This is a genomic window from Pseudonocardia parietis, assembly GCF_017876315.1.
GTDB lineage: Bacteria > Actinomycetota > Actinomycetes > Mycobacteriales > Pseudonocardiaceae > Pseudonocardia > Pseudonocardia parietis.
In genome coordinates this window covers 4,643,908-4,668,546 of sequence record NZ_JAGINU010000001.1, presented here as the reverse complement: position 1 = coordinate 4,668,546, position 24,639 = coordinate 4,643,908, and the positions used below count along the sequence as shown (strand labels likewise).

Here is a 24,639-nt window from a genome sequence, read left to right as displayed (position 1 = left end):
GTGTCAGGAGGCCTCGCCGCGGGCCTGGGCGACCTGGTCGGTGCGGTCCTCGGCCGCCATCCGGGTCAGCTCCGCGCCGGCCTCGGCGTCCCGGGTGAGGTTGTCGCCGGACTCCGGGTCGAACACGTGGATCTTGCGGGCGTCCAGCCAGAACTCGGCCTCGCGCCCCTCCCTGATCCGGCTGGTCGAGTCGATCGACACGATGGCCTGGGTCCGCAGCTGGTCGGAGTCGAGCTCGCGGGAGAGCTCCTTGAGCTGGGCGTCGACCGCGGCGGGAGCCTCGTAGGGGATGTAGGCGAACTGGGAGTCCCCCAGCCACTCGGTGACGTCGACCTGCGCGGTGAACGTGGTGCCGACGTGCTTCTTCGTCTCGTCCACCAGGGACGCGTCCTCGAAGTACTCCGGCCGGACCCCGACCAGCACCAGGTCCTTGCCGGTGACCTTGTCGGCGCGGGAGGCGTCGAGCTCGATCGGACCGAACGGGGTCGCCAGCGTGGTTCCGGAGACGGTCGCGGGCAGGAAGTTCATCGGGGGCGACCCGATGAAGCCCGCGACGAACAGGTTGACCGGCTGTTCGTAGAGCTCGCGCGGTGAGGCGACCTGCTGGATGACGCCCTTGCGCAGCACGCAGACCCGGTCGCCGAGGGTCATCGCCTCGGTCTGGTCGTGGGTGACGTAGACCGTGGTGATGCCGAGCCTGCGCTGCAGCCGGGAGATCTCGGTGCGCATCTGGCCGCGCAGCTTGGCGTCCAGGTTGGACAACGGCTCGTCGAAGAGGAACGCGTCGGCGTCCCGGACGATCGCGCGGCCCATCGCGACCCGCTGGCGCTGGCCGCCGGAGAGGTTGGCGGGCCTGCGGTCGAGGTGCTCGCCGAGCTCGAGCACGTTGGAGGCCTCGGTGACCTTGCGCTTCACCTCGTCCTCGGGTGCCTTCGCCAGGCGCAGCGGGAACGCGATGTTCTCGAAGACCGACAGGTGCGGGTAGAGCGCGTAGTTCTGGAAGACCATCGACAGGTTGCGCTCGCGCGGCGCCTTGTCGTTGACCCGGTCGCCACCGATGACCATGTCGCCGGAGGTGATGTCCTCCAGTCCGACGATCATCCGCAGCAGGGTCGACTTCCCGCAGCCGGACGGCCCGACGAGGATCATGAACTCGCCGTCGGCGATGTCCATGCTCACGTCGTTCACGGCCGGGAAGCCGTCCCCGTACTTCTTGACGATGTTGCGCATCTCGATCGACGCCATGGCCGGTCGGGTCCTTTCTCTCTGGCGAAGTACGAAGTCAGCCCTTGACGGCGCCGTTGGTCAGCCCGGCGACGATGCGGCGCTGGAAGATCAGGACGAGGATGACGACCGGGATCGTCACGATCACCGCGGCGGCCGCGATCGGGCCGTTCGGGGACTCGAACTGCGAGGCCCCGGAGAACAGCCCGAGCGCGGCGGGCACCGGCCGCGACGCGCTGGTCGAGGTGAGCGAGATGCCGTAGGCGAAGTCGTTCCAGGCGATGAAGAAGGCGATGATCGCCGTGGTGAACACGCCCGGGGTGGCCAGCGGGACGATCACCTTCCGGAACGCCTGCCAGGTCGTCGCGCCGTCGACCTGCGCGGCCTGCTCCATCTCCCACGGGATCTCGCGGAAGAACGCCGACATCGTCCAGATCGACAGCGGCAGGGTCAGCGACAGGTAGGGGATGATCAGGCCGGGCCAGGTGTCGTAGAGCCCGATCTGGCGCCACAGGTTGAACAGCGGCGTCACGATCGAGATCACCGGGAAGATCGCCACCGCGAGCGCGGTGGACAGGATGAGCTTCTTGCCGGAGAAGTCCAGCCGGGCGATCGCGTAGGCGGCGAACATCGACAGGACGCATGCGATGAACGTCGCGATCAGCACGATGCCGAACGAGTTGCGCAGCGCGGGCAGGAACAGCTCGGCGGCGTCACCGACGAGGATCTGCTCGTAGTTCTCCCAGGACAGGGCGGTCGGCAGGAACTGCCCGTTCGCGATGTCGTCCGACGACTTCAGCGACAGCGACACGATCCAGCCCACCGGGAACAGGGCGTAGATCACGATCGCGATGCCGGCGACGATCCAGAGGACCTTCTCGCGGCTGGACATCACTTCTCCCCTCGGGTCTGGGACAGGTCGACCTTGAACCCCTTGATGAAGCCGACGCAGATGATCACGACCGACAGGAACAGCAGCACCGACACGGCCGAGCCGAGCCCGATCTCGACCCGGGCGATCGTCTGCCGGTAGGCCAGGAACGACACCGTCTCGGTGTTGTTCGCGCCGTTGGTCATCACGAACACCGTGTCGAAGACCCGGAAGGCGTCCAGGGTCCGGAACAGCAGGGCCACCATGATCGCGGCCTTCATGTTCGGGATCGTGACCTTCCGCATCCGCTGCCACCAGGTGGCGCCGTCGACCTTGGCGGCCTCCTGCAGCACGTCCGGTACCTGGGCGAGCCCGGCGAGCAGCAGCAGCGAGATGAAGGGCGTGGTCTTCCAGATCTCGGCCAGGCAGATCACGAACAGCGACGAGTACGTCCCGCCGAACCAGTCCGTGTCCGCCGCGACGCCGGGCACCCAGTCGAACCACGCGTTGACGAACCCGGAGTCCAGCGAGAAGGCGTACTGCCAGGCGAACGCGGAGACGACCGTGATCACCGCGTACGGGATGAGGATCGCCGCCCGCAGGACCGGCCGGATCGCCTGGAGCGCGTTCATCATCACCAGGGCGAGGGCGAAGCCGAGCACCAGCTCGACCGCCACCGTGACCACGGTGATGAACACGGTGACGGCGAACGAGATCCACCAGATCTGGTCGGTGAGCACCACCGCGTAGTTGTTCAGCCCGATGAACGAGATGTTGTCCTGGTCGGTCAGCCGGTAGTCGAACAGCGAGTAGTAGACCGCCTGGGCGATCGGGTACGCCGTGACCAGCAGCATGACCACGAAGGCCGGGCCGGCGAGCATCCAGCCCAGCCGCTGCTCGGCCCGCGCCCGGTCGCTGGCGCCGTTGCCGGCCCGGGTCGGCGTCGTGCCGCTCCCGGTCCCGGGCTCCACCGCCGTCGTGCTCACAGCAGCTCCTCCTTCGCCAGGACCGCCTTGATCAGCGCGGCGGTCGCGGGACCGACGGTGGCCGGGTCGATGCCGGCCGAGGGGTGGTAGTTGCGCTGGATCGACTCGGAGACCTCGCTGTAGTACGCGGTCTGCGGGCGCGGCTTCGCCTGCTGCAGCGACTGCGCGATCACCGGGGCCATCGGGAACTTCTCCACCACCTCGGGGTCGGTGAAGACCGACAGCTTGGCCGCCGCGTTGCCGTTGGTGAGGAAGTACTGCTTCTGGTTCTCCTCGGACACGATGCACTCGGTGGCCTGGTAGGCCAGGTCCACGTTCGGGCTGAAGGCGCCGACGCCGAGGTTGATGCCGCCGTACGGCGGCGCCGACGGGGTGCCCGCGGTGACCTGCGGGTAGAGCGCCCAGCCGAAGTCGTCGGCCGTGGCCTGCTCCGCGGAGCCCTCCTCGACCGCGCTGTTGACCTTGCCCCAGATGAACGGCCAGTTCACCTGGAACATCGCGCTGCCGTCCTGGAAGGCGTTGGAGTTCTCGTCCTCCGACGCGGTCGAGAAGCCGGGCCCGCCGACCGCGGAGACGGCCTTCATGACCTCGGCGGCGCGCGTCGCGGCCGGTGAGTCCAGCCCCAGCTCGACGCCCTCGGGGTCACCGGGAGAGGGGTTGGTGACGATCTCCCCGCCGGCCGACTCCACCAGGGCGTTCAGCCACACGGTCAGCGACTCGGCCCGGATGCCCTGTGCGGCGATCGTCGAGTCGGCGCCCTGCGCGGCGGCGATCACCTGGTCCCAGGTCACCGGCTTCGACAGGTCCAGCCCGGTGCCCGCGACCTGCGACTTGCGGTACCAGAGCAGCTGGGTGTTGGCCCAGAACGGGACCGTCACCAGCTTGCCGTCCCAGCTCGCGCCCTCCTTCGCCGAGTTCACGATGCCCTCGGTGGTCCGCTGTGCCACACCCTCGGGCACCGGGGCGAGGAAGCCGGCCTCGGCGAACTCCGGGATGTAGGGCGGGTCGATGCTCATGATGTCGATCGACGAGTCGCCCGCGGCGAGGCGACGGATCAGCTGCTGGCGCTGCTCGCCGGCCTGGCGCGGCAGGGTCGACACCGAGATCGTGTACGCCCCGCCGGACGCCGCGGTGCAGCGCTGGGCGATCTCGGCCTGCCCGCCGTCGTCGGGGTTGATGTACCAGTTCAGGACCGGCGGGCCGGCGGGTGCACCCCCGCAACCGGCCAGGCCGACGAGTGCCGCGGCGGCCACCCCGACGGCCAGCGCCCTTCTCCACCGTGCGCGACGCATGGTCAACTCCGAACTCCCGTGTCCGATAGTGCCGGTATCACCGGGCCGCAGGGGCCGGCATCGCCCCCGGCCGTCGGAACGGCGTTGGAAGCGTTTGCAGACGTGACTGTGCGTTCCGGACACGATCGTGTCAAGGGTCACAGGTCGCGGTCCATCGGTGCACGATCATGGCTGATCGGTCGGCGCCGGTCCAGCTCGACCGGGTAACGCTGCTACTTGCAATCGCTTCCAGTCTTCGGCATACATGGACCCGTGTCCGGACCGGTGAACCTGGCTGACGTGGCGCGCCGCGCCGGCGTGTCGCAGGCCACCGCGTCGCGCGCGCTCAGCGGCCATCCGCACGTCGCCGGGACCACCCGGGAGCGGGTGTGGGAGGCCGCCCGCGCCCTCGAGTACGTGGTGTCCCCGGACGCGTCGGGGCTGGCCCGCGGGACGACCGGGCGGATCGCCGTCGTCGTCCCGCACCTGGCGCGATGGTGGTTCGGGGCGGCCCTGGAGGGGCTGAGCGAGGTGCTCCGGGAGGCCGGGCGGGACCTGCTGCTCTATCGGCTCGGCGACGCCGTGTCCCGGCAGGCGTTCTTCGACGAGCTGCCGACCCGTCGCCGTGCCGACGCCGTCGTGCTGCTCGGGTTCGGGGTCGACGAGCGGGAGCGCGAGCGGCTGGACCGGATCGGCGTCGGGATCGTGGCGGCCGGTACCCGGGTCGGCTCGCACCCGTCGGTGTCGATCGACGAGTACGCGGCGGGCCGCCAGGCGATGGATCACCTGGTGCACCTGGGGCACCGCCGGATCGGGATGATCGTGGCGGCGGACCCGGAGGTCGATCTGGCGCAGCCCGCCGGGCGCTCGTCGGCCTACCGGGCGGCGCTGGCCGACGCCGGCATCACCCCGGACCCGGCGCTGACCGTCACCGTGAGCTGGAGCGCGGAGGACGGTGCGCGGGCGATGGGCGAGCTGCTCGGGTCGCCCGACCCGCCGACCGCGGTCTACGCGCACTCCGACGAGATCGCGCTGGGTGCGGTGCGCACGCTGCGCCGGTCCGGGCTGCGGGTGCCCGAGGACGTGTCGGTGATCGGCATCGACGACCACCCGCTGGCCGCGACGACCGACCTGTCCACCGTCGCGCAACCGGTCGGTGAGCAGGGCGACCTGGCCGGCCGGATGGTGCTCGCCGGTCTGGCGGGCGAGCCGGTGGACCCGGTGATCACGGTCCCGACCCGGCTGGTGATCCGGGGCAGCAGCGGCCGGCCGCCGGCCCCCCGCCCCGCGAACAGGAGACCGTGATGGCCCTGCCCGAACTGACCCTGCGCGCGCCCTGCCCCGGACTGCTCGCCCTGCCGTGGGACCTGCCGCTGGCCGAGTGGCAGGCGACCGAGGTGCCGCTGCGCGACATCGCCGTCGGGCCGAGCCGGCACCTGGTGCGGTTCGTGGAGGCCGACGGCGAGCTGTGGGCGCTCAAGGACATGCCCGAGCGCATCGCCCGCCGCGAGTACGACGTGCTGCGTCACCTGGAGGACGAGTGCCTGCCCGCCGTGCGGCCCGCCGGCCTGGTGCGCCAGCCCGAGCACGACACGGCGGTGCTGGTGACCCGCTACCTGCAGGGCTCGTGGCAGTACCGGCGGCTGATCATGCGACTGCCGCCGAACCGGCCGCTCCAGCGCGCCCGGCTGTTCGACGGGATGATCTCGCTGCTGGTCGACCTGCACCGCAACGGCGTGTTCTGGGGCGACTGCTCGCTGGCCAACACCCTGTTCATGCGGGACGGGCAGAGCCTGCAGGCCTACCTGGTCGACGCGGAGACCAGCGAGATCCACCCCGAGCTCTCGGACGGCCAGCGCGAGCACGACCTGACGATCCTGGTGGAGAACGTCGCCGCCGGGATGATCGATCTCGCGACCCGGCTCGAACGCCCTCCGGAGATCATCCCGCAGCTGATCGACGAGGTGACCGCGCTCCCGGACCGCTACCGCGACCTGTGGGACGTGCTGCACGCCGCGCCGGTCTTCGCGTTCGGTGACCGGTACCGGGTGGAGGGCACGATCCGCGAGCTGAACGAGCTCGGCTTCGCCGTCGACGAGGTGTCGCTGCGACCGGTGGAGGGCGACCGGGCCCGGCTGCAGGTCACCGTCGGCGACCGGAACTTCCACTGCGACCAGCTCCGCAGGCTGACCGGGCTGGAGGTGGGGGAGGGGCAGGCGCGGATCCTGCTCGGCGACCTGCGCGCGCACCGGGCGTGGATGTCCCGGCGGGCCGGCGCGGAGGTGCCGGACGAGGCCGCGGCCCGCAGCTGGACCGACACCTGCCTCACGCCGGGGATGCGGACCGCGCACGCCGTGCTCGGCGGGGCGGGCTCGCCCGTGCAGGCCTACTGCGACCTGCTCGAGGTCCGCTGGCTGCTGTCCGAGCGGGCCGGGCGCGATGTCGGCAACGAGGCCGCGCTGGCGGCGCTCGGGGGGAGCGCGCCCACCGACTCCGCCGCGAAGACGGCGGTCGCGGACAGCCCGACCGGCCCGCTGCCCCGGATCCGCGACGACGACGAACCCTACTGACCGCGCTCAGCCGGACCGCGCTCAGCCGGACCGCGCTCAGCCGGACCGCGCTCAGCGCGGCCGCTCCGACCAGCGGGCGAACGAGCGCGCGGCGAAACCGGTGCCCGCGGTGAGCGAGCGCAGGTCGACCGCGTGGCGCAGCAGCTCCGCCCGCGGCACCTCGGCCCGCACGTCGGTGTGCCCGGCGCCGTCCGGTTCGGTGGCCAGCACCTTCCCGCGCCGCGCGGACAGGTCGCCGAGGACCGCGCCCAGGTGCTCGTCGCGGACCCGGATCCGGACCTCGTCGACCGGCTCCAGCAGGCGCAGCCCGCACACCTGCGCGGCGGCCCGCACGGCGAGGGCACCGGCCGTCTGGAACGCGGCGTCCGAGGAGTCGACGCTGTGCGCCTTCCCGTCGACCAGCCGCGCGACCACGTCCACCACCGGGTGCAGCGGTTCGCCCTCGGCCGCGGGCAGGCCCCGTTCGAGCTGCGCGCGGATCCCCTTCTCGACGCTCGGCACGTACTGGGTCGGGACGGCGCCGCCCACCACCGCGGAGCTGAACTCCAACCCGGAGCCCGGCTCGCCCGGTGTGAACTCGACGTGGCAGACGGCGTACTGCCCGTGCCCGCCGGACTGCTTGACGTGCCGCCCGGTGGCCCGCCCCGGCCCGGCCGGGGTGACCCGCAGCGGGACCCGCACCTCCTCCAGGTCGACCTCCACACCGGAGTCGCGCAGCCGGCCCAGCGCGACGTCCGCGTGTGCCTCACCCGCACACCAGAGCACGGTCTGGTGGGTCTCCGGGTCGCGTTCGAGGCGCAGCCCGGGATCGGTCGCCACCAGCCGGGCGAGCCCGCGCGCGACGGCGTCCTCGTCGGCGCGGTCGCGGGCGGCGACCGCGATCGGCAGCAGCGGTTCGGGGCGGGACCGGGCGGCGAGGTGCACCGGGTGGGCGGGGTCGGAGAGGACGTCACCGACGGCCGCCTCCAGGCGGGGCACGGCGCACAGGTCCCCGGCCACGCAGGCGCCGGTCTCGCGCAGCACGGCACCGAGCGGGGAGTGGATGCGCCCGATCCGTTCGTCGCTCTCCCGCGGTGCCTCGTCGCGGGGGTCCTCCACGCCGGCGCCGTCCCTCGCTGTGGGGACCGGGCCGCCGACGTGCACCGCGCTGTCCGGGCGCAGCGTCCCGGAGAACACCCGCACCAGGCAGATCCGCCCGACGTAGGGGTCGGCGCCGGTGTGCACGACCTCGGCGACCAGCGGGCCCTCCGGGTCGGCGCGCAGCGCCGCCGGGCCGGGCTCGGCGGGGTACGGCTCGACGGGATCCGGCGGGGTCCGCTCGGCCGGGGCCGGGAACGCCGAGAGGAGCAGGTCCAGCAGCTCGTCGGCGCCGGCGGCGCCTGCGGCGGACACCGGGACGACCGGGTGGAACGAGCCCCGGAGCAGGGCCGTGTGCACCCCGGCGGCCAGCGCGGCCGCGGGCAGGTCCTCGCCGCCGAGGTAGCGCTCGAGCAGGTCCTCGTCCTCGGACTGCTCGATGATCTGCTCGATCAGTGCCGACCGGGCGTCGTCGGCACCTGGCGGCCCGGTGCCGTCCGGTACTGCCAGCAGGTCGTGCAGGCCGGTCAGGTCGCCCGCGCCGTCGCGCACCGGCAGCCGGATCGGCACGACCCCCGGGCCGAACGCGTCCCGGCAGGCCGCCACGGTCGCCTCGATGTCGGCGCGGGCGCTGTCGCAGCGGGTGAGCACGACCGCGCGCGGGATCCCGGCGCACTCCTCCCAGAGTGTCACCGTGCCCGGTTCGAGGGTGCCGTCCCGGCCCTCGGAGGCGGGCAGGACGAACAGCGCCGCGTCGGCCGCGCGGAACCCGGCCAGCAGCTCGCCGCGGAAGTCGCCGTAGCCGGGGGTGTCGAGCAGGTTCACGGTCACGTCCCGCCAGCGCAGCGGGGCGAGCGTGAGCCCGACCGACCGGTGTTGGCGCACCGCCGCCGCGTCGTGGTCGCAGACCGTGCTGCCCTCGGTGACCGAGCCGGCCCGGGAGATCGCGCCGGCGCGTGCCAGCAACATCTCCGCGAGCGTCGTCTTCCCCGCCCCGGAGGGGCCCACCAGAGCCACGTTGCGCACCAGGGCCGGGTCGGTCACCGCCGTGTGGACGGGCGTCCCGGTCGGTGCGCGACCCGCCTTGACCGCCACGCCGACCACCTCCAGGGTATGACCTCGATCACACACCCGGTGACGGGAAGATCACAACCCCGGACGTGACGGCGGTCGTCACATCGATGACCCGTCGGTAACCACACGTCCGGCGGTAGCCTTCCGCCCCGTGTCCATTCCAGGTCCCGGTTATGCCATCACCGCTCGCGTCGACGCCCCTGCCCGCCCCAGCACCGCCGGTGACCTGACGGCCGCCGTCGGCCACGTCGGCGGCGTCGTGACCGCCTTCGACGTCGTCGAGGCGCGGACCGAGCATCTCGTCGTCGACATCTCGGTCGACGCCCGCAACACCGAGCACGTCGAGGAGATCAAGGTCGCGATCGAGGCCCTCGACGGCTTCTCGGTCCGCAAGGTCTCCGACCGGACGTTCCTGCTCCACCTAGGCGGCAAGATCGAGGTGCACTCCAAGGTCAACCTCCGCACCCGTGACGACCTGTCCCGCGCCTACACCCCGGGTGTCGCGCGGGTGTCGATGGCGATCGCGGAGAACCCGTCCGACGCGCGCCGGCTGACCATCAAGCGCAACACCGTCGCCGTCGTGACCGACGGGTCCGCGGTGCTCGGGCTGGGCAACATCGGCGCCGCCGCGGCGATGCCGGTGATGGAGGGCAAGGCGGCACTGTTCAAGCAGTTCGCCGGCGTGGACGCCTGGCCGGTGTGCCTGGACACCCAGGACACCGAGGAGATCATCCGCACCGTGCAGCTGATCGCCCCCGGCTACGGCGGCGTCAACCTGGAGGACATCGCCGCGCCGCGCTGCTTCGAGATCGAGCGCCGGCTGCGCGAGCTGCTCGACATCCCGGTCTTCCACGACGACCAGCACGGCACCGCCGTCGTCGTGCTCGGGGCGCTGCGCAACGCGCTGCGGGTGGTCGGCAAGAAGTTCTCCGACGTGCGCGTGGTCGTCTGCGGGGTCGGCGCGGCCGGCTCGGCGATCATCCGGCTGCTCGGCTCGGAGGAGACCGCGGACGTGGTCGCGGTCGACGTCGACGGCATCGTCCATCCCGGACGCGACGGGATGGACGACAACCTGCGCGCGATCGCGGCGAAGACCAACCCCGGCGGCCGGACCGGGACCCTGGCCGACGCACTCGTCGGTGCGGACGTGTTCATCGGGGTCAGCGCGCCGAACCTGTTCGGCGCCGACGAGCTCGCCACGATGAAGGACGACGCGATCGTCTTCGCCCTCGCCAACCCGGATCCGGAGGTCGACCCGACGCTCGCGATGCAGCACGCCGCCGTCGTCGCGACCGGTCGTTCCGACTACCCGAACCAGATCAACAACGTGCTCGCGTTCCCGGGGGTGTTCCGCGGCCTGCTCGACGCGCAGGCGCACGACATCACCGACGAGATGCTGCTGGCCGCGGCCGAGGCGATCGCGAACGTCGTCGCCGAGCCGAACCCGTCGTTCATCGTGCCGAGCGTGTTCGACCACAACGTGGCGCCCGCCGTCGCCGAGGCGGTGCGTACGGCCGCGGGGAAGCAGGCGCGCACGGGCGAGGTCGCGGCCGGCTGAGCGGGTGTCGCGGGTGCCCCGGCTCACGCCCGCAGCGCCGGTTACCGCAGGTGGGGCCGTACTACCCTCGACCCCATGACCTCCCCGACCGTCGGTGTGCTGGCCCTGCAGGGCAACGTCCGTGAGCACCTCGCCGCGCTGACCGCGGCCGGCGCGACGGCCGTCCCGGTGCGCCGCACGTCCGAACTCGACGCCGTGGACGCGATCGTGCTGCCCGGCGGGGAGTCGACCACGATGTCGAAGCTGCTCGACGTGTTCGAGCTGCTGGAGCCGTTGCGGGCGCGGCTGCGCGCCGGGATGCCGGCGTACGGCTCGTGCGCCGGGATGATCCTGCTGGCCGAGGAGATCCTCGACGGCCGCCCGGACCAGCACCAGCTCGGCGGCCTGGACGTGGTCGTGCGGCGCAACGCGTTCGGCCGCCAGGCCGACTCGTTCGAGACGGACCTGGAGTTCGACGGTCTCCCCGGCGGCCCGGTGCACGCGGTGTTCATCCGGGCGCCGTGGGTGGAGAAGACCGGGGGCGAGGTCGAGGTCCTCGCCTCGGTGCCCCATGTGGACGTCGCGGGGGCGGCCGCGGGCCGGCCGGTCGCGATCCGCCAGGGGGCGGTGCTGGCCACCTCGTTCCATCCCGAGCTGACCGGCGACGGCCGGGTGCACGACCTGTTCGTGGACATGGTGCGCACTTCCTGACACAGGGGTGCGATCCGGGCGAATCGACTCTTGACGCCCGCTCTGACGCCTGCGCACACTTGTTGCGCCTCTTCAGAACGAGTGCGTAATACGCAACTCTCTGATTCCCTTCGATCTGGATGAACGAGGCGATCCGTATGACGGACGTGCTTGATCCACAATCGTCGTCGCCAGGGATCGGGACCGCTGACGCGCCGGGGATCCTGCTCTACAGCCGGTTGCGCACCTCGCCGTACTTCTGGAAGTCACGCGCCCACGGCGTGGCGATGTACAGCGTCTACAACCACACCTACCACCCGCGTCACTACGGTGATCCGATCGCGGAGTACCACGCACTCCTGAACGCCGTGACCCTGTGGGACGTCGGCGTGGAGCGGCAGCTGGAGATCTCCGGCCCGGCCGCGTTCGACTTCACCAACTACCTGGTGCCGCGCGACCTGACCACCTGCCCGGTGGGTAAGTGCAAGTACGTGTTCATGACGGCCCCGGACGGCGGGATCATCAACGACCCGGTCCTGCTCCGCCTGGAGGACAACCGCTTCTGGCTCTCGCTCGCGGACAGTGACGCCCGGCTGTGGGCGATGGGTCTGGCCCACGCCGGCGGCTGGGACGTCACGATCCGCGAGGTCGACGTGGCGCCGGTCCAGATCCAGGGGCCGCTGGCCAAACCGGTGCTGACCGACCTGTTCGGCGACGGCGTGCTCGATATCCCGTACTACGGGATGCGTTCGTACACAGTGGACGGCATGGACGTGGTGGTGAGCCGCACCGGCTACACCGGAGAGATCGGCTACGAGATCTACCTGCACGACGCCACCCGCAACGCCGGTGCGCTGTGGGACCGCGTCTGGGAGGCCGGGCGCCCGCACGGCATGCGGACGATCGGCCCGTGCCACATCCGCCGGATCGAGGGCGGGATGCTCGCCTACGGCTGCGACATCACCCTCGACACGAACCCGCTGGAGGTCGGCTACGACTACCGCTGGATGGTCGACCTCGACCAGGAGGCGGACTTCGTCGGCAAGCAGGCGCTGACCAGGATCAAGGCCGAGGGCGTGACCCGGCAGCTGGCCGGTGTCGAGATCGACGGCGCCCGGCTCGGGTCCTTCAACGACGGTTCCATGATCGAGCCGTTCCCGGTCGAGCACGGCGGCGCCGCGGTGGGCCGGGTGACCAGCGCCTGCTATTCGCCCCGGCTGGAGCGCAACATCGGGTTGGCGATGCTGCCGGTGGATCTGGCCGGCCTCGGCACCGAACTGGACGTGCGTCTGCCGGGTGGTGTGCGGCGGGCCGTCGTCGTGCCGAAGCCGTTCGTGGACCCGTCCAAGGAGACCCCGAAGGGCTGAGCACGATGGGCGGACCGACTTCTGGCCGCCGCGGCGCCACCGCGCGGTTGCTCACCGGCCCCCGGTTCGAGCTGCTCCCGCTACCCGGGACGCTCGACCGGGCGGTCGCCCTGCCGCCGGGGTCGACGGTGACGGTGACGGCGTCACCACGCCTCGGCCCCGAGGCCACCCTCGCGCTGACCGAAGCGTTGTCCCACAGTGGTTTCCGCGCGGTGCCCCACCTGGCTGCCCGCCAGGTCACCGACCGCGCCGCACTCGCCGCGACGCTGGAGCGGCTCGACGCCGCAGGCGTGCGGGACGTGTTCGTGGTCGCGGGTGACGCCCGGGAACCGGCGGGCGAGTTCCCGGACGGGCTCACGCTGCTGCGTGCGATGGCCGAGCTGGGGCACCGGATGACCAGCGTGGGGGTGCCGTCCTATCCGGAGGGACATCCGCTGATCGCCGACGACGTCCTCTGGGCGGCGTTGCGCGACAAGCAACGCCACGCGACCTACACGGTCACCCAGCTCTGCTTCGACGCCGACGCGGTCTGCGGGTTCGCCACGCGGGCCCGGGCACGGGGGGTCACGCTGCCGGTCGTCGCCGGGGTCCCGGGAGCGGTGGACATCGGGCGGCTGCTCCGGATGAGCGTGCGGGTCGGCGTCGGTGACTCCGCGCGGTTCCTGCGCTCGCACCGCTCGATCGCCGGAAAACTGTTGCGCCCGAACGGCTACCGGCCGGACGGGCTGGTGCGCCGGCTCGGCGCGCACGTCGCGGCGGGCCGCTGCGCTGTGGAGGGCCTGCACGTCTACACGTTCAACCAGATCGACGCCACGCTGCGATGGGTGCAGCAGGCGCGACGTCGCACGGCCGCCTGACCCGCGGCGGCGACACCACGAGGGGGTGGGTCGTGTCGTCCGATATCGAACTGTCCCGGCAGGCCAGGTTGCGGCCGCTGCCGGAGATCGCGGCCGAGGCGGGGCTCGCGCCGCACCGGCTGGAGCCCTACGGGCACACCGCCGCCAAGGTCTCGCTCGACGCCGTCGACGATCTCGCCGACCGGCCGCCGGGCCGCTACGTCGTGGTCTCCGCGATCACCCCGACGCCGCTCGGCGAAGGCAAGACCACGACCACGGTCGGGCTCGGCCAGGCGTTCCGGCACATCGGACGGCGCGGGGTGATCGCCGTCCGGCAGCCGTCCATGGGGCCGACGCTCGGCATCAAGGGCGGAGCCGCCGGGGGCGGCTACTCGCAGATCGTCCCGATGGAGACGGTGAACCTGCACCTCACCGGCGATCTACACGCCGTCACCGCGGCGCACAACCTGCTGTCCGCGATGCTGGACAACCACATGCACAAGGGCAACGCGTCCGGTCTGGACCCGTACTCGATCACCTGGCGCCGGGTGCTGGACCTGTGCGACCGCGACCTGCGCCGGATCGTCACCGGCCTCGGCGGCCACGCCGACGGCATCCCGCGTGAGACCGGGTTCGACATCACCGCGGCCAGCGAGGTGATGGCGGTGCTCGCACTGTGCACATCGTTGCCCGACCTGCGCGCGCGGCTCGGCCGGATCGTCGTCGGCACCGACCGCGACGGCGCCCCGGTCACCGCCGAGGCACTGAAGGCGGCGGGGGCGATGTGCGTGCTGCTGCGCGAGGCGATCAAGCCGAACCTGATGCAGACCACCGAGAACACGCCGGCGTTCGTGCACTGCGGACCGTTCGGCAACATCGCGCACGGGAACTCGTCGGTGGTCGCGGACCTGATCGGCATCCGGTGCGGCGACTACCTGGTCACCGAGGCCGGGTTCGGCGCGGACATGGGCGCCGAGCGGTTCTTCAACATCAAGTGCCGGTCGTCCGGGCTGGTGCCGGACGCGGCCGTCGTCGTCGCGACGGTGCGCGCGCTGAAGGCGCACTCCGGCCGGTACCGGGTCGTTGCCGGGCGGCCGCTGCCCGAAGCGATGGCCCGGGAGAATCCCGACGACGTGCTCGCCGGGGCGGCGAACCTGCGCCGGCAGCTGGCGAACATCCGGGCCCACGGGGTGCCGCCGGTGGTCGCGGTCAACGCGTTCCCCGGCGACTACGACAGCGAGCTGCGGGCCGTCCTGGAGATCGCGGCCCAGGAGGGCGTGCGTGCGGCGGTCACCCAGCACGTCGCCAAGGGCGGGATCGGCGCCGCCGACCTGGCGACGGCGGTCGAGGAGGCGTGCGAGGACGGCACGGCGGCGTTCCACCCGCTCTACCCCGACGACCTGCCGCTGCTGGACAAGATCGACACGGTGGCGCGGGAGATGTACGGCGCCGACGGGGTCGACCCCAGCCCGCTCGCGCGCCGTCAGCTCGAGGCCTGCGAGCGGCAGGGTTTCGGCGGCCTCCCGGTGTGCATCGCCAAGACCCACCTGTCGCTGACCGCCGACCCGACGCGGCCCGGGGCACCCACCGGCTGGCGGCTGCCGGTCCGGGAGGTGCGGGTCTCGGCCGGCGCCGGGTTCGTCTACCTGATCTGCGGCGACATGCGCACGATGCCGGGTCTGTCGTCGTCCCCGGCCGCCGAGCACATCGACATCGGACCCGACGGCGAGATCGTCGGCCTGTCCTGATCTCAGGAGTCGTAGGAGGATCGCCATGACCACACCACCGGACCGGGCCGACGTCGTGGTGATCGGCGCCGGCATCGTCGGCAACTCGCTGGCGCACCACCTCGCCGAGCGCGGCCTGCGCGGGATCGTGTTGCTGGACAAGGGGCCGTTGCCCGATCCGGGCGGCTCCACCGGGCACGCGTCGAACTTCATCTTCCCGGTCGACCACTCGCAGGAGATCACCGCGCTGACGCTGGACTCGATGCGCCAGTACGAGAAGTTCGGCACGCTCACCACCTGCGGCGGGATCGAGATCGCCCGCACGCCCGAGCGGGTCGACGAGCTGGACCGGCGGATGTCGTCGGCCCTGGCGTGGGGTGTCGCCGCCGAGCTGATCTCGCGGGACGAGGTCGCCCGGCGGGTGCCGTTCCTCGATCCCTCGCTGGTGCTGCGCGGGTTCTGGACGCCGTCGGTGGCGGTGGTGGACCCGCTGCGGACCGGGGCGCTGATGCGTGAGCGGGCCCAGGAGCTCGGCGCGCTGACGGTGTGTGCGAACACCGAGGTGCTGGGCATCGACACCGACGCCGGGCACGTGACCCGGGTACGTACCGACGCCGGCGACATCGAGACCGGCACCGTCGTCGTGGCGTGCGGGGTGTGGAGCCCGCGGATCGCGCGGATGGCCGGGGCGCACATCCCGCTCACCCCCGCGGTGCACCAGATGATCGACGTCGGGCCGATCCCGGAGCTGGAACGGACCCGCACCGAGATCGCCTACCCGATCGTCCGCGACATGGACGCGTTGATGTACGAGCGCCAGTCCGGGCCCGACCTGGAGATCGGCTCGTACGCCCACCGGCCGATCCTGCACGAGCCCGGCGACATCCCGTCGCTCGCGACCGCGGCGCTCTCGCCCACCCAGCTGCCCTTCACCGAGGAGGACTTCGACCCGCAGCTCGAGCAGGCCCTCGAGCTGTTCGGCGAGATCCTCTCCCGGCCCGGCGCCGGGATCCGGCACGCGATCAACGGGCTGCTCTCGCTCACCCCGGACGGTGCCCCGCTGCTCGGGCCGGTCCCCGAGGTGGGCGGACTGTGGTCGGCGGCCGCGGTGTGGATCAAGGAGGGGCCCGGGGTGGGTCGGGTGCTCGCCCAGTGGATGACCGACGGGGTCGCCGAGATCGATCTGCACGGCGCCGACATCGCCCGGTTCGGCCCGCACCAGCGCACGCCCGCGCACGTGCGGGCCCGCACCTCGGAGGGGTTCAACAAGATCTACGGGATCGTGCACCCCCGCGAGCAGTGGAGCTCCGACCGGGACCGGCGGCTCTCGCCGTTCCACGCCGCCGAGGTCGACCTGGGTGCGGTGTTCTTCGAGGTCGGGGGCTGGGAGCGTCCACAGTGGTACGAGTCCAACCGGGGGCTGCTCGACGAGTTCGGCGACCGGGTGGGGCAGCGGCCGCACGAGTGGGACGCCCGCTGGTGGTCGCCGATCATCGATGCCGAGCACCTGGCGATGCGCGAGCGGGTCGCGATGATCGACCTCTCCGCGTTCACCCAGTTCGAGGTGACCGGCCCGGGAGCCTGCGAGTACCTGCAGGGTCTCGTGGTGGCGAACGTCGACCGGCCCGTGGGGCGGATGATCTACACGCCGGTACTGGCGCCGAACGGCGGCTTCCGTTCCGACCTGACGATCGTGCGGCTCGCCGACGACCGGTTCCGGGTGATCACCGGCGCCGCCGACGGGCCGCGTGACCTGGCCTGGTTCACCGAGCACCTGCCCGCCGGCGGCACGGCTGTGCTGACCGAGGTGACCTCGGCGGTGTGCACCGTGGGCGTCTGGGGGCCGCGGGCGCGCGACCTGCTCGCCGCCGTCACCACCGACGACGTGTCGGCCGACGGCTTCCCCTTCGGCCACGCCCGCCCGATCACGATCGACGGGGTGCCGGTGCTCGCGCTGCGCGTGTCCTACGTCGGTGACCTGGGCTGGGAGCTGCACGCGCCGTTCGAGCAGGGGCGCAGGCTGTGGGACGCGCTGTGGGCGGCGGGGCGCCCGCTCGGCGTCGTCCCGGCCGGGATCGGCGTGTACGGCACGACCGGCCGGCTGGAGAAGGGCTACCGGCTGATGGGCGCCGAGCTGGACTCCGAGCACGACCCGGTCGAGGCCGGGCTCGCGCTGCCGCGGGTGAAGCCGCACGACTTCGTCGGGAAGGCGGCCTATCTGCGCGCCCGGGAGCAGGCACCCGCCGCGACGCTGTGCACCCTGGTCGTCGACGACCACGCCGGCGCCGACGGGACGCGCCGTGTCCCGCAGGGTGGCGAGCCGGTGATCACCCTGGATGGCGCCCGGATCGTCGACCGCAAGGGGCGCCCCTCGGTGGTGACGACGGCCGGCGCGGCCCCGTCGCTGGGCCGCCACCTGCTGATGGCCTACCTGCCGCCGGAACGCGCCGAGGAGGGGACCCGGCTGGCCGTCCGCTACATGGGTCACGACCACCCGGTCACGGTCGCGCGCGCCGGCCGCACCCCGCTGTTCGACCCGGACGACACCCGGATGCGGCGATGAGCACCGACGAGGAGCCGGACCGCCGCGACGTCCTGGTATGTGTGAAGCGCACCCCGGCGGTCGGGGCGCAGATCACGCTCACCGACGACCGGCTGGCCATCGACACCCACCATCTCGGGTTCACGATGGGCCCGCACGAGGAGTGTGCGGTCGAGGAGGCCGTCCGGATCGCCGGACGACGCCGCGACGCCGGCGGCACCGCACGCGTCACCGTCCTGACCGTCGGGCCACCGGAGGCCGCCGAGCAGCTCCGGTACGCGATCTCCATGGGCGCCGACGACGGTGTGCTGGTCGAGGTCCCGACCGAGGAGCTCGACCCGGAGTCGACGGCGGCGTCGATCCTGGCCGGGATCCGGGCCGCCGAGGGGACTCGCTACGACCTGCTGCTGTTCGGCACCGACTCCGCCGTCGCCGGGAACGCCCAGGTCGGGATCCGGGTCGCCTGCGCGCTCGGGCTGCCGATGGTCACCGGGATCAAGGGCATCGAGGACGACGCCACCGGCGACGATCCGGGCCTCGCGCTGCGCCGCGAGACACCCGGCGGCGTCGAGATCTACCGGGTGCCGCTGCCCGCCGCGGTCGCGGTGAAGGAGGGCATCAACCTGCCGCGGTACCCGACGATCACCGGGCGGATGCGGGCCCGCAAGGCAGCACTGCGCACCGTGGCCGGGCAGCAGTCGTTGCCCGGCGGGTTGCGCACGGTGGCGTTGCGGCGACCGCGCGAGGAGCGGCCGGAGACCGTCGTGCTCGGCAGCGGGGCGGCGGCCGCACCGGCGGTGGTGGAGATGTTGACGCGTATCGGGGTGGTGTGAACCGTGCTGCTGGTCCTGATCGACACCTGTCTCGATACCTGTAAGGACACCGCCGGCGACGGCGTGCCGGGTCCGGGTACCGACGACCTGCTCGCCGTCGCATACGGCACCGGCCTGCCGGTCCACGCGGTCACGGTCGGGACCGTGCCCGCCGGGCTCGGCGTGGAGCGCGTGCACGTGATCCGCCACGATCTGCTCGGCGACCACGCACCGGAGGCACTCGGCGAGAGCTTGGCCCAGCTCGTCGCGCGGACGAGGCCGTCCGCGCTGCTGGCCGCGGCGACCGAGCGGGGTGACGAGGTGCTGGCCCAGACCGCCGCGCGTGCCGGGCTGCCGCTGGCCACCCGTTGCGTGGCGCTGACGCCGGGCGAGCCGTGGTCACTGACCCGGGTCCGCGGCGGCGGGATGCTGCTCGAGGACGCCGAGCTGACCGCACCGGTCGTGCTCGCGACCGTCGCGCCCGGCGCGGCGTCGGGACAGCGGCCGCCGCCGGTCGTCGGTGACCCGGACGTCGTCGAGTTCATTCCGGAGCTGGATCCCGGGCTGGCCCGCACCCGGGTGGTCGAGCGGGTGCCGAGCTCGGGCGGCGTCTCGCTGGCCACCGCACCGATCGTCGTCTCCGGCGGGCGTGGTGTCGGCAGCGCGGAGGGCTACGCCGCCCTGGACGAGCTGGCGCAGCTGCTCGGTGGCGCCGTGGGCTGCTCGCGGGTGGCCACCAACAACGGGTGGCGTCCGCACAGCGACCAGGTCGGCCTGACCGGCACGCAGATCGCCCCGGACCTGTACATCGCCTGCGGGATCAGTGGCGCGACCCAGCACTGGGTCGGCTGCATGAACGCGCGCACCATCCTCGCGATCAACACGGACCCCGAGGCGCCGATGGTCACCCGCTCGACCTATGCCGTGCTCGGTGACCTGCACGAGGTGCTGCCCGCGGTGATCGACGCGCTGCGGGCGCGCTCGGCTGGAGCTTCGAAGCCGCCTGCCTCGGAGCTGCCTGCCTCGGAGCTGCCTGCCTCGGAGCTGCTTGCTTCGGAGTCGCCTGCCACGGAGTCGCCTGCCTCGGAGTCGCTTGTCTCGGAGCCGTCGGGACCGCAGCAGCCAGCGGGAGCGCAGCCACCGGGGTCGCAGCCTCCGAAAACGCAGCCAGCGGGAGCGCAGCCACTGGAATCCCGCCCGACGGAGGCCGGGCCGGAAACGGAGGCCCACCCCGTGCGGCCGATGCCGGCGGGGACCACCCGCGGAGTTCGGTGACGCCCACGGCCGACACGCCGGCGCGGTGAGCCGCTCGGCTCGCCTGCCGGTGTCGTGGTCCGGCGGGGTCGGAGGTACGGGTCCGGTCAGGGCCGGCGGAAGGAGGTCGCCGGGAAACACCCGGCAGGCGCGGCGGAAGGCGGACAGGCCCGGACCGGCTCGGAAGCTGTAATCCGACCGGTCCGCAGACGAGGTGGATGCCGGGGACGGGCCGACGCCGACATGGCGACGCGCTACCTCGACGGGATCGACCCGTCGGCCGTGTCCGACCTGGCCGACGAGCGCGAGCTGCTGACCGTCGCCGAACACCCGGAGTGCCGAACCGTGCTCGACGACCGACGTCGGACGAGCGGGTGGAGGGCGTGAAACCCCGGCTGCACCTCGCTCTGCACCAGATCATCACCAACCAGCTCTGGGACGACGACCCGCCCGGTCCGGATGTGGCCGGCCCGGACATGACCGCCGCCTACCGGGCCCGGCTGCGGAAGTTGTAGACCAACATGCAGCGACACGCGCATGTGCGGGACCTACCCGCCGCCGGACCGTGGAGGCGTCGGGCCCGTCGCACTCGTGCGGGTGTACGGGCATGGCACAGCGCAGTCTCGGCCGAGCCGAGCCGAGTGCTTCCCGCTACCCGGCACCGCTTCCGCACGGGCGTCCGAATCGATGCCGTGAGCCGAGCAGCCGGTACCCGGACCCGGTCGCGTCTCGACCGGGTCCCGATACCTCGCTCTCAAAACGGTGGCTCGTCGTCGGGTGGGGCGCGGCTGGTCGTCGGGCTGCTGGGGACCGGCACGGTCGCCGCATCGGGTGCGGTGGGATAGGTGGGAAGGGCGTCGGCTTCGCGTTGGACCCGGCTCCGGGGTGCGGGCGCCGGTTCCGGGCTGACGGGCTCGGGTAGCGGTTCGGGCACGGGTGGGCATACGGGTTCGCCGCGGGTGCAGTAGATCCGCTTCAGTGGGCTCTGCCATCGGAAGGACCCGGGTGCGGGCTGTTCCAGGCGCCAGCGCCCGGTGGTCTTGATCGCATGGTGCAGGATGCACAATGGGCCCAGATTGTCGGTCACACTCGGGCCGCCGTGCTGATGTTCCTCGGTGTGGTCCTGCTGGGCTTTGTGGGCCGAGCGGCGGCACCCCGGGAAAGCACATGTGCGGTCGCGGATCTCGACGTGGCGGCGCAGCGCCGAGTGCGGCAACCGGTTGTCCGGGTGCTCGTCGAGGTCGGTGTGGAGCTGGTCGCGTTGGGCGTACTGGGTGGTCAGGTCGGCGATCAACGGGGCCCACCCGGCCGGCGGGTGCACGGCGAGTCGTTCGAGGAGCTCGGCGGGGACCTGGAGTTCGACGACGCCACCGTGGGCCTGGCGGATCAGTGGATGCTCGGGCTGCCGGGGTGGGCGCCGGCGGGTGGTGCCGGCCAGGATCAGGTAGCCGTCGGGGTCGGTGATCGCGAAGCGCCATTCGGCGTGGCGTAGACGGGCCGTCCAGGCGCGGGCGGTGGGGGCGAGGATGGGGCCGAGCCCGGGGATCTCGCCGGGGTGGTCGTCGTGGCCCAGCAGGGTGGACAGCCGTACCCGGATCTCGATGCCGGGCCGGGCCCTTTCCGCGCCACGACCACCATCGGGGCCAGCGGAACCGGCGGGGCCGCTGTCGGGGTTCTGCGGCCCGTTGTTGTCCGGGCCGTCGGGGCCGCCAGGTCCGTCGGTGTCGCGCCCGTTGCCGCCCGGGTCGTCGGTGCCGGGGTCATCGCCACCCGGGCCATCGGTAGCGGAGTCCGCACCGCCCGGGCTATCGGTGCCGGAGTCCGCACCGCCCGGGTCATCCGTGCCGGAGTCCGCACCGGCCGGGTCGTCGGTACCGGAGCGCTCACCGCACGGGTCATCAGTATCGAGGTCGTCGCCGCCCGGGCCATCGGTACCGGAGTCATCGGTGCCGGGGTCGCTGCCGTCGTTGTGGAGGTCGTCGGTACTGGGACCGCCGGCCTCAGCATCACCGTGCGAGCCACCGCCACCGAGCCCGCTGTCACCGGCGCCACCGTCACCGGGTGCGCCGTCACCGGTAGCGCCGGTGCCACGACCATCACCGCTGCCACCGTCGTCATGGCCCCCGGCGGTACGGCGAGCGACCTCGATACTGGCACCGTCGCCATTGCGGTGGCTGGTGTTGCCGCCCTCGCTCTCGCCTTCCGGCCGGTCGTCGGCCTCGGCGGCGCGGGCGAGCATCGTGGCGATGATCTGGTCGTGGCTCAGGGCGTGGACACTGCCGTCGAGCAGGGCGGTGGCCAGATCGGCACGGATGCGCGGCAGCGGATCCGGGTGCCCGGCTGCACGCACGTCGCGGGCCAGGGCGTCGAGGCGTTCGCAGGCGGCCTGGGCCGCGCCCGGGTCCAGCCCGATCGCGGAAAGGGTGGCAGTGCCGGTGTCGTCGAGATAGCAGACCACGCGCCGTTCACTCAGCGCCTTGCGATAGCGGCGCTGGGCGGCGTCCGGGTCGATCGCGATCACCATGCGTTGCATGCGGGCGCGGAGCTGGCCGGTCGTCAGGCCCGGCGCCGTGGGCAACAGCGCGGCGCAGACGCGTTCGGCCTGCGCGTCGTTGAGCGGCTCGAGTAGATCGGCGAACACCCGGGCCTTACCGCGGTCGATGTCCCCGCAGGCCAGGGCGGCGTGCACGTCCGGGAGGCGGTGCACCAGCATCTCGGCCAACGCGTGCTCGCGCCAGGCCGTGAGCTCGGTCAGGGTGAGCGCGGCGGCGATCTCCCGGCCGCACTCGGGGTCCGGCTCCACCAGGCGGACCGCTGCACCCGACGGGGCGCGCGGATCGCAGCGCCCCACCTCGGCCATCATCGCCAGCTCATGGGCATCGGCATAGGACCGCAGCCGCCGCCAGGCCTGTAGTGCATCGACGACGTCGTCGTTCGGGAGCCGGTCCGGGGTCAGGCCGGCGAGCAATGCGCACAGGGCCGGGCCCGGCGGGGTATCCGCCAGGCCTTCGGGAGTCCCTGTCGCCGACATGAGACGAACATACATTCGAGGTCCGACAGTTTCGGGTCTCCGGCGGCACGCTGCGGAGAACTGTTTCGGGCACCGTTCCGTCCGGCGCGATCATGCCTACCCCCGCTGCGCGGGGACCGGTGGACGTCCGCCGTGTGCCCGCCGGCCGGGCTGGGTCGACTCGAGCCGCCGTTGCCACTGCTCCCAGGTGTCTGGGTCGAGGGTCCGGGCGCCGGGCGGTGTCGAGGACGTGCGCTGCCGGGGGATCGCAGCAGGGGCCGGCTCCGCCGCGGCCGTCGGGACCGGTCGTGATGAAGCGCCGTGCGGAACCGGCTCCGACGAAGCGCCGTACGAAACCGGCCCGGACGAAGCGCCGTACGAAACCGGCCCGGACGAAGCGCCGTACGGAATCGGCTCGGACGAAGCGCCGTACGGAATCGGGCTCGACGAAGTGGCTGGCGAAACCGGCTCTGACAACGCGGCCCGCGGAACCGGCCCCGACGAAGTGGCCCGAGCGATCGGTCCCGCGAAAGCGGCCGCCGGAGCCGGTGCAGGCGGAGCGGCCGTCGGCACCGGTCCCGGCGCGGCCACCGGCCGAGCCAACGCCGCCGAAGCGGCCCGCGGGACCGGTGCCGGACGCGCGACCGCCCGGACTCCCGCGGCGATCGACCCGCTCCGCAGGACCTCCCGGACACCCGCGGCGAACGACTCGCTCCGCACAACCGCCGCCCGCACCAGTTGCTCCACGCGCAGCGGTTCCCACGGCCAGTAGGCCTGCTCGCTCCTCGAGGACCAGAACCCCAGCCCGAGGATCAGACCGAAGATCAGGTGACCGATCAGCGACAGCAGCACCGTGGCGGGCGTCAGCGGGAACATCAGCTCCTCCCCGCGCGGCGCCAGCGCGACGGTGCCGATCAGTCCGGCCCACACCGGTGCCACGGCGAACCCGACCGCCGTGAGCACGACGAAGGCGCGCGAGCGCCGATGCAACCCGAACGCCGACGCCACGACGAAGAAGGTCAGCCCGATCCCGCCCCCGTCACCGATGTAGCGCCACAGGTAGCCCACCACGGCTCCGCCGGCCAGGTCGTCGGGGCGGCCGGTGATCCACGTACCCATGGTGGGGATGAAGTCGCCCCACAGCCCGAGCAGGTAGACCGTGTCCAGCCGGAACACGTCGTAGATCGCGCAGGCCACCACGCCCCAGACCAGCCCGTGAGCGATGACCCGGTCACCGGGGTGTGGAGCGAACACGGTGAGCGCGATCATCGTCGTCGCCAGCGGGATCACCAGGATCGCTGCCGAGAGCTGCATCGGCACCAGGTCGAACACGTGCGCGGAGATCGCCAGCAACGGCATTCCGGCGAGCAGGACGTGCAGCCCCACCCGGAGCAGGCCCGGCCGGCACCGTCCGGCGGACGGCGGCGGTCCCGGTTCGCGGACGTCGGAGGCGTCGGGGCCGGTCGCCGGGGTTCCGGCAGGCGGCGTGGGTCCGGCGGGGCCGGCCCGGCGGTGCGGTGGGCGATCCGCGTCTCGTACGGCAGTGGCGGGGACGGCTCGGGGACCGCGTCGAGGCAGCACTGATCGAAGTTCGGGCATCGGTCTTTTCCGTGTCGGGGGCCCTGGAGCGACGGCGCCACCAGGGGGTGCGTCGGCGGAACAGCGGGGGAGCGACCCCGACGCGACCGGGGCCCGACACTAGGAAGAGGGCCGATGCGGGGCTGCTTTCCTGAACGCCGCTGCCGCCGTCCGGCCCGGCCGCCGCGCCCAGTGGCGAGCACGGTGGTCGTT

Annotated in this window: 19 protein-coding genes; 12 read left to right on the top strand and 7 right to left on the bottom strand. The window is 72.6% G+C overall.

Annotated features, from left to right (window positions below; translation table 11 throughout):
- Positions 1 to 3: 3 nt before the first annotated feature.
- The 4 genes from JOF36_RS22035 to JOF36_RS22020 are packed head-to-tail and all read right to left on the bottom strand — an operon-like array spanning position 4 to position 4,373.
- Entirely contained in the window at positions 4 to 1,245 is a 1,242-nt protein-coding gene (locus tag JOF36_RS22035) for an ABC transporter ATP-binding protein (RefSeq protein WP_210030358.1), read from the bottom strand.
- Between the two features lie 37 nt (positions 1,246 to 1,282).
- Entirely contained in the window at positions 1,283 to 2,116 is an 834-nt protein-coding gene (locus tag JOF36_RS22030) for a carbohydrate ABC transporter permease (RefSeq protein ID WP_210030355.1), read from the bottom strand.
- Positions 2,116 to 3,081, bottom strand: a complete 966-nt coding sequence (locus tag JOF36_RS39335) for a carbohydrate ABC transporter permease (protein ID WP_210030353.1) — start codon at positions 3,079 to 3,081, stop codon at positions 2,116 to 2,118. The genes JOF36_RS22030 and JOF36_RS39335 overlap by 1 nt, the downstream gene beginning before the upstream one ends.
- Complete coding sequence (locus JOF36_RS22020; RefSeq protein ID WP_210030351.1) at positions 3,078 to 4,373, bottom strand: extracellular solute-binding protein; 1,296 nt, start codon at positions 4,371 to 4,373, stop codon at positions 3,078 to 3,080. The genes JOF36_RS39335 and JOF36_RS22020 overlap by 4 nt, the downstream gene beginning before the upstream one ends.
- A gap of 252 nt (positions 4,374 to 4,625) precedes the next feature.
- Here JOF36_RS22020 and JOF36_RS22015 point away from each other — a divergent pair, with 252 nt between their 5' ends.
- Positions 4,626 to 5,657 carry a LacI family DNA-binding transcriptional regulator gene (locus tag JOF36_RS22015; protein WP_210030349.1) on the top strand — a complete coding sequence of 344 codons (1,032 nt, stop codon included), beginning with the start codon at positions 4,626 to 4,628 and terminating at the stop codon, positions 5,655 to 5,657.
- Positions 5,657 to 6,922 carry a DUF4032 domain-containing protein gene (locus JOF36_RS22010; protein WP_210030341.1) on the top strand — a complete coding sequence of 422 codons (1,266 nt, stop codon included), beginning with the start codon at positions 5,657 to 5,659 and terminating at the stop codon, positions 6,920 to 6,922. The genes JOF36_RS22015 and JOF36_RS22010 overlap by 1 nt, the downstream gene beginning before the upstream one ends.
- A 51-nt stretch (positions 6,923 to 6,973) precedes the next feature.
- Here the strand turns inward: JOF36_RS22010 and JOF36_RS22005 are convergent, their stop codons facing one another.
- A complete protein-coding gene (locus JOF36_RS22005; protein WP_210030339.1) occupies positions 6,974 to 9,103 on the bottom strand; it encodes an elongation factor G in 2,130 nt (709 codons plus the stop codon).
- A 121-nt stretch (positions 9,104 to 9,224) separates the two neighbouring features.
- On the opposite strand from JOF36_RS22005, the gene JOF36_RS22000 reads away from it, so the two are divergent.
- The 10 genes from JOF36_RS22000 (at position 9,225) to JOF36_RS40295 (ending at position 20,353) form a co-directional block, all read left to right on the top strand.
- The gene (locus JOF36_RS22000; RefSeq protein WP_210030331.1) at positions 9,225 to 10,631 is read left to right on the top strand and encodes an NAD-dependent malic enzyme; all 1,407 of its coding nucleotides are present in this window, start codon (positions 9,225 to 9,227) and stop codon (positions 10,629 to 10,631) included.
- 75 nt (positions 10,632 to 10,706) lie between these two features.
- Positions 10,707 to 11,321: a pyridoxal 5'-phosphate synthase glutaminase subunit PdxT gene (gene pdxT / locus JOF36_RS21995; protein WP_210030328.1), complete on the top strand. Its 615-nt coding sequence runs from the start codon at positions 10,707 to 10,709 to the stop codon at positions 11,319 to 11,321.
- Positions 11,322 to 11,458: 137 nt separating this feature from the next.
- Complete coding sequence (locus tag JOF36_RS21990; protein WP_210030326.1) at positions 11,459 to 12,667, top strand: glycine cleavage T C-terminal barrel domain-containing protein; 1,209 nt, start codon at positions 11,459 to 11,461, stop codon at positions 12,665 to 12,667.
- Positions 12,668 to 12,672: 5 nt separating this feature from the next.
- The gene (locus JOF36_RS21985; protein ID WP_210030324.1) at positions 12,673 to 13,524 is read left to right on the top strand and encodes a methylenetetrahydrofolate reductase; all 852 of its coding nucleotides are present in this window, start codon (positions 12,673 to 12,675) and stop codon (positions 13,522 to 13,524) included.
- Between the two features lie 32 nt (positions 13,525 to 13,556).
- Positions 13,557 to 15,251 (top strand): formate--tetrahydrofolate ligase, encoded by a 1,695-nt coding sequence (locus JOF36_RS21980; RefSeq protein ID WP_307862517.1) that lies wholly within the window; start codon positions 13,557 to 13,559, stop codon positions 15,249 to 15,251.
- A gap of 25 nt (positions 15,252 to 15,276) precedes the next feature.
- On the top strand, positions 15,277 to 17,793 hold the full coding sequence (locus tag JOF36_RS21975; protein ID WP_210030319.1) for a GcvT family protein: 2,517 nt from the start codon (positions 15,277 to 15,279) through the stop codon (positions 17,791 to 17,793).
- On the top strand, positions 17,790 to 18,605 hold the full coding sequence (locus JOF36_RS21970) for an electron transfer flavoprotein subunit beta/FixA family protein (protein ID WP_210030317.1): 816 nt from the start codon (positions 17,790 to 17,792) through the stop codon (positions 18,603 to 18,605). Before JOF36_RS21975 ends, JOF36_RS21970 begins: the two co-directional genes overlap by 4 nt.
- A gap of 3 nt (positions 18,606 to 18,608) precedes the next feature.
- Positions 18,609 to 19,859 carry an electron transfer flavoprotein subunit alpha/FixB family protein gene (locus tag JOF36_RS40300; protein WP_210030315.1) on the top strand — a complete coding sequence of 417 codons (1,251 nt, stop codon included), beginning with the start codon at positions 18,609 to 18,611 and terminating at the stop codon, positions 19,857 to 19,859.
- Positions 19,860 to 20,081: 222 nt separating this feature from the next.
- The gene (locus tag JOF36_RS21960; RefSeq protein ID WP_210030309.1) at positions 20,082 to 20,225 is read left to right on the top strand and encodes a hypothetical protein; all 144 of its coding nucleotides are present in this window, start codon (positions 20,082 to 20,084) and stop codon (positions 20,223 to 20,225) included.
- Positions 20,222 to 20,353, top strand: a complete 132-nt coding sequence (locus JOF36_RS40295) for a hypothetical protein (RefSeq protein ID WP_281071654.1) — start codon at positions 20,222 to 20,224, stop codon at positions 20,351 to 20,353. Before JOF36_RS21960 ends, JOF36_RS40295 begins: the two co-directional genes overlap by 4 nt.
- Before the next feature lie 239 nt (positions 20,354 to 20,592).
- On the opposite strand, the gene JOF36_RS21955 is transcribed toward JOF36_RS40295, so the two are convergent.
- Together JOF36_RS21955 and JOF36_RS21950 are read right to left on the bottom strand one after the other, a co-directional pair.
- Positions 20,593 to 22,869 (bottom strand): HNH endonuclease signature motif containing protein, encoded by a 2,277-nt coding sequence (locus tag JOF36_RS21955; protein ID WP_210030307.1) that lies wholly within the window; start codon positions 22,867 to 22,869, stop codon positions 20,593 to 20,595.
- Positions 22,870 to 22,965: 96 nt separating this feature from the next.
- Positions 22,966 to 24,234: a hypothetical protein gene (locus tag JOF36_RS21950; RefSeq protein ID WP_210030305.1), complete on the bottom strand. Its 1,269-nt coding sequence runs from the start codon at positions 24,232 to 24,234 to the stop codon at positions 22,966 to 22,968.
- Between the last annotated feature and the right edge of the window lie 405 nt (positions 24,235 to 24,639).

Excerpts from the sequence above, each read along its gene's own strand:
- JOF36_RS22035 (WP_210030358.1), bottom strand. The coding sequence starts at position 1,245 with ATGGCGTCGATCGAGATGCGCAACATCGTCAAGAAGTACGGGGACGGC.
- JOF36_RS22030 (WP_210030355.1), bottom strand. The coding sequence starts at position 2,116 with ATGTCCAGCCGCGAGAAGGTCCTCTGGATCGTCGCCGGCATCGCGATC.
- JOF36_RS22020 (WP_210030351.1), bottom strand. The coding sequence starts at position 4,373 with ATGCGTCGCGCACGGTGGAGAAGGGCGCTGGCCGTCGGGGTGGCCGCC.
- JOF36_RS22010 (WP_210030341.1), top strand. The coding sequence starts at position 5,657 with ATGGCCCTGCCCGAACTGACCCTGCGCGCGCCCTGCCCCGGACTGCTC.
- pdxT (WP_210030328.1), top strand. The coding sequence starts at position 10,707 with ATGACCTCCCCGACCGTCGGTGTGCTGGCCCTGCAGGGCAACGTCCGT.
- JOF36_RS21990 (WP_210030326.1), top strand. The coding sequence starts at position 11,459 with ATGACGGACGTGCTTGATCCACAATCGTCGTCGCCAGGGATCGGGACC.
- JOF36_RS21985 (WP_210030324.1), top strand. The coding sequence starts at position 12,673 with ATGGGCGGACCGACTTCTGGCCGCCGCGGCGCCACCGCGCGGTTGCTC.
- JOF36_RS21975 (WP_210030319.1), top strand. The coding sequence starts at position 15,277 with ATGACCACACCACCGGACCGGGCCGACGTCGTGGTGATCGGCGCCGGC.
- JOF36_RS21970 (WP_210030317.1), top strand. The coding sequence starts at position 17,790 with ATGAGCACCGACGAGGAGCCGGACCGCCGCGACGTCCTGGTATGTGTG.
- JOF36_RS21960 (WP_210030309.1), top strand. The coding sequence starts at position 20,082 with ATGGCGACGCGCTACCTCGACGGGATCGACCCGTCGGCCGTGTCCGAC.
- JOF36_RS21955 (WP_210030307.1), bottom strand. The coding sequence starts at position 22,869 with ATGTCGGCGACAGGGACTCCCGAAGGCCTGGCGGATACCCCGCCGGGC.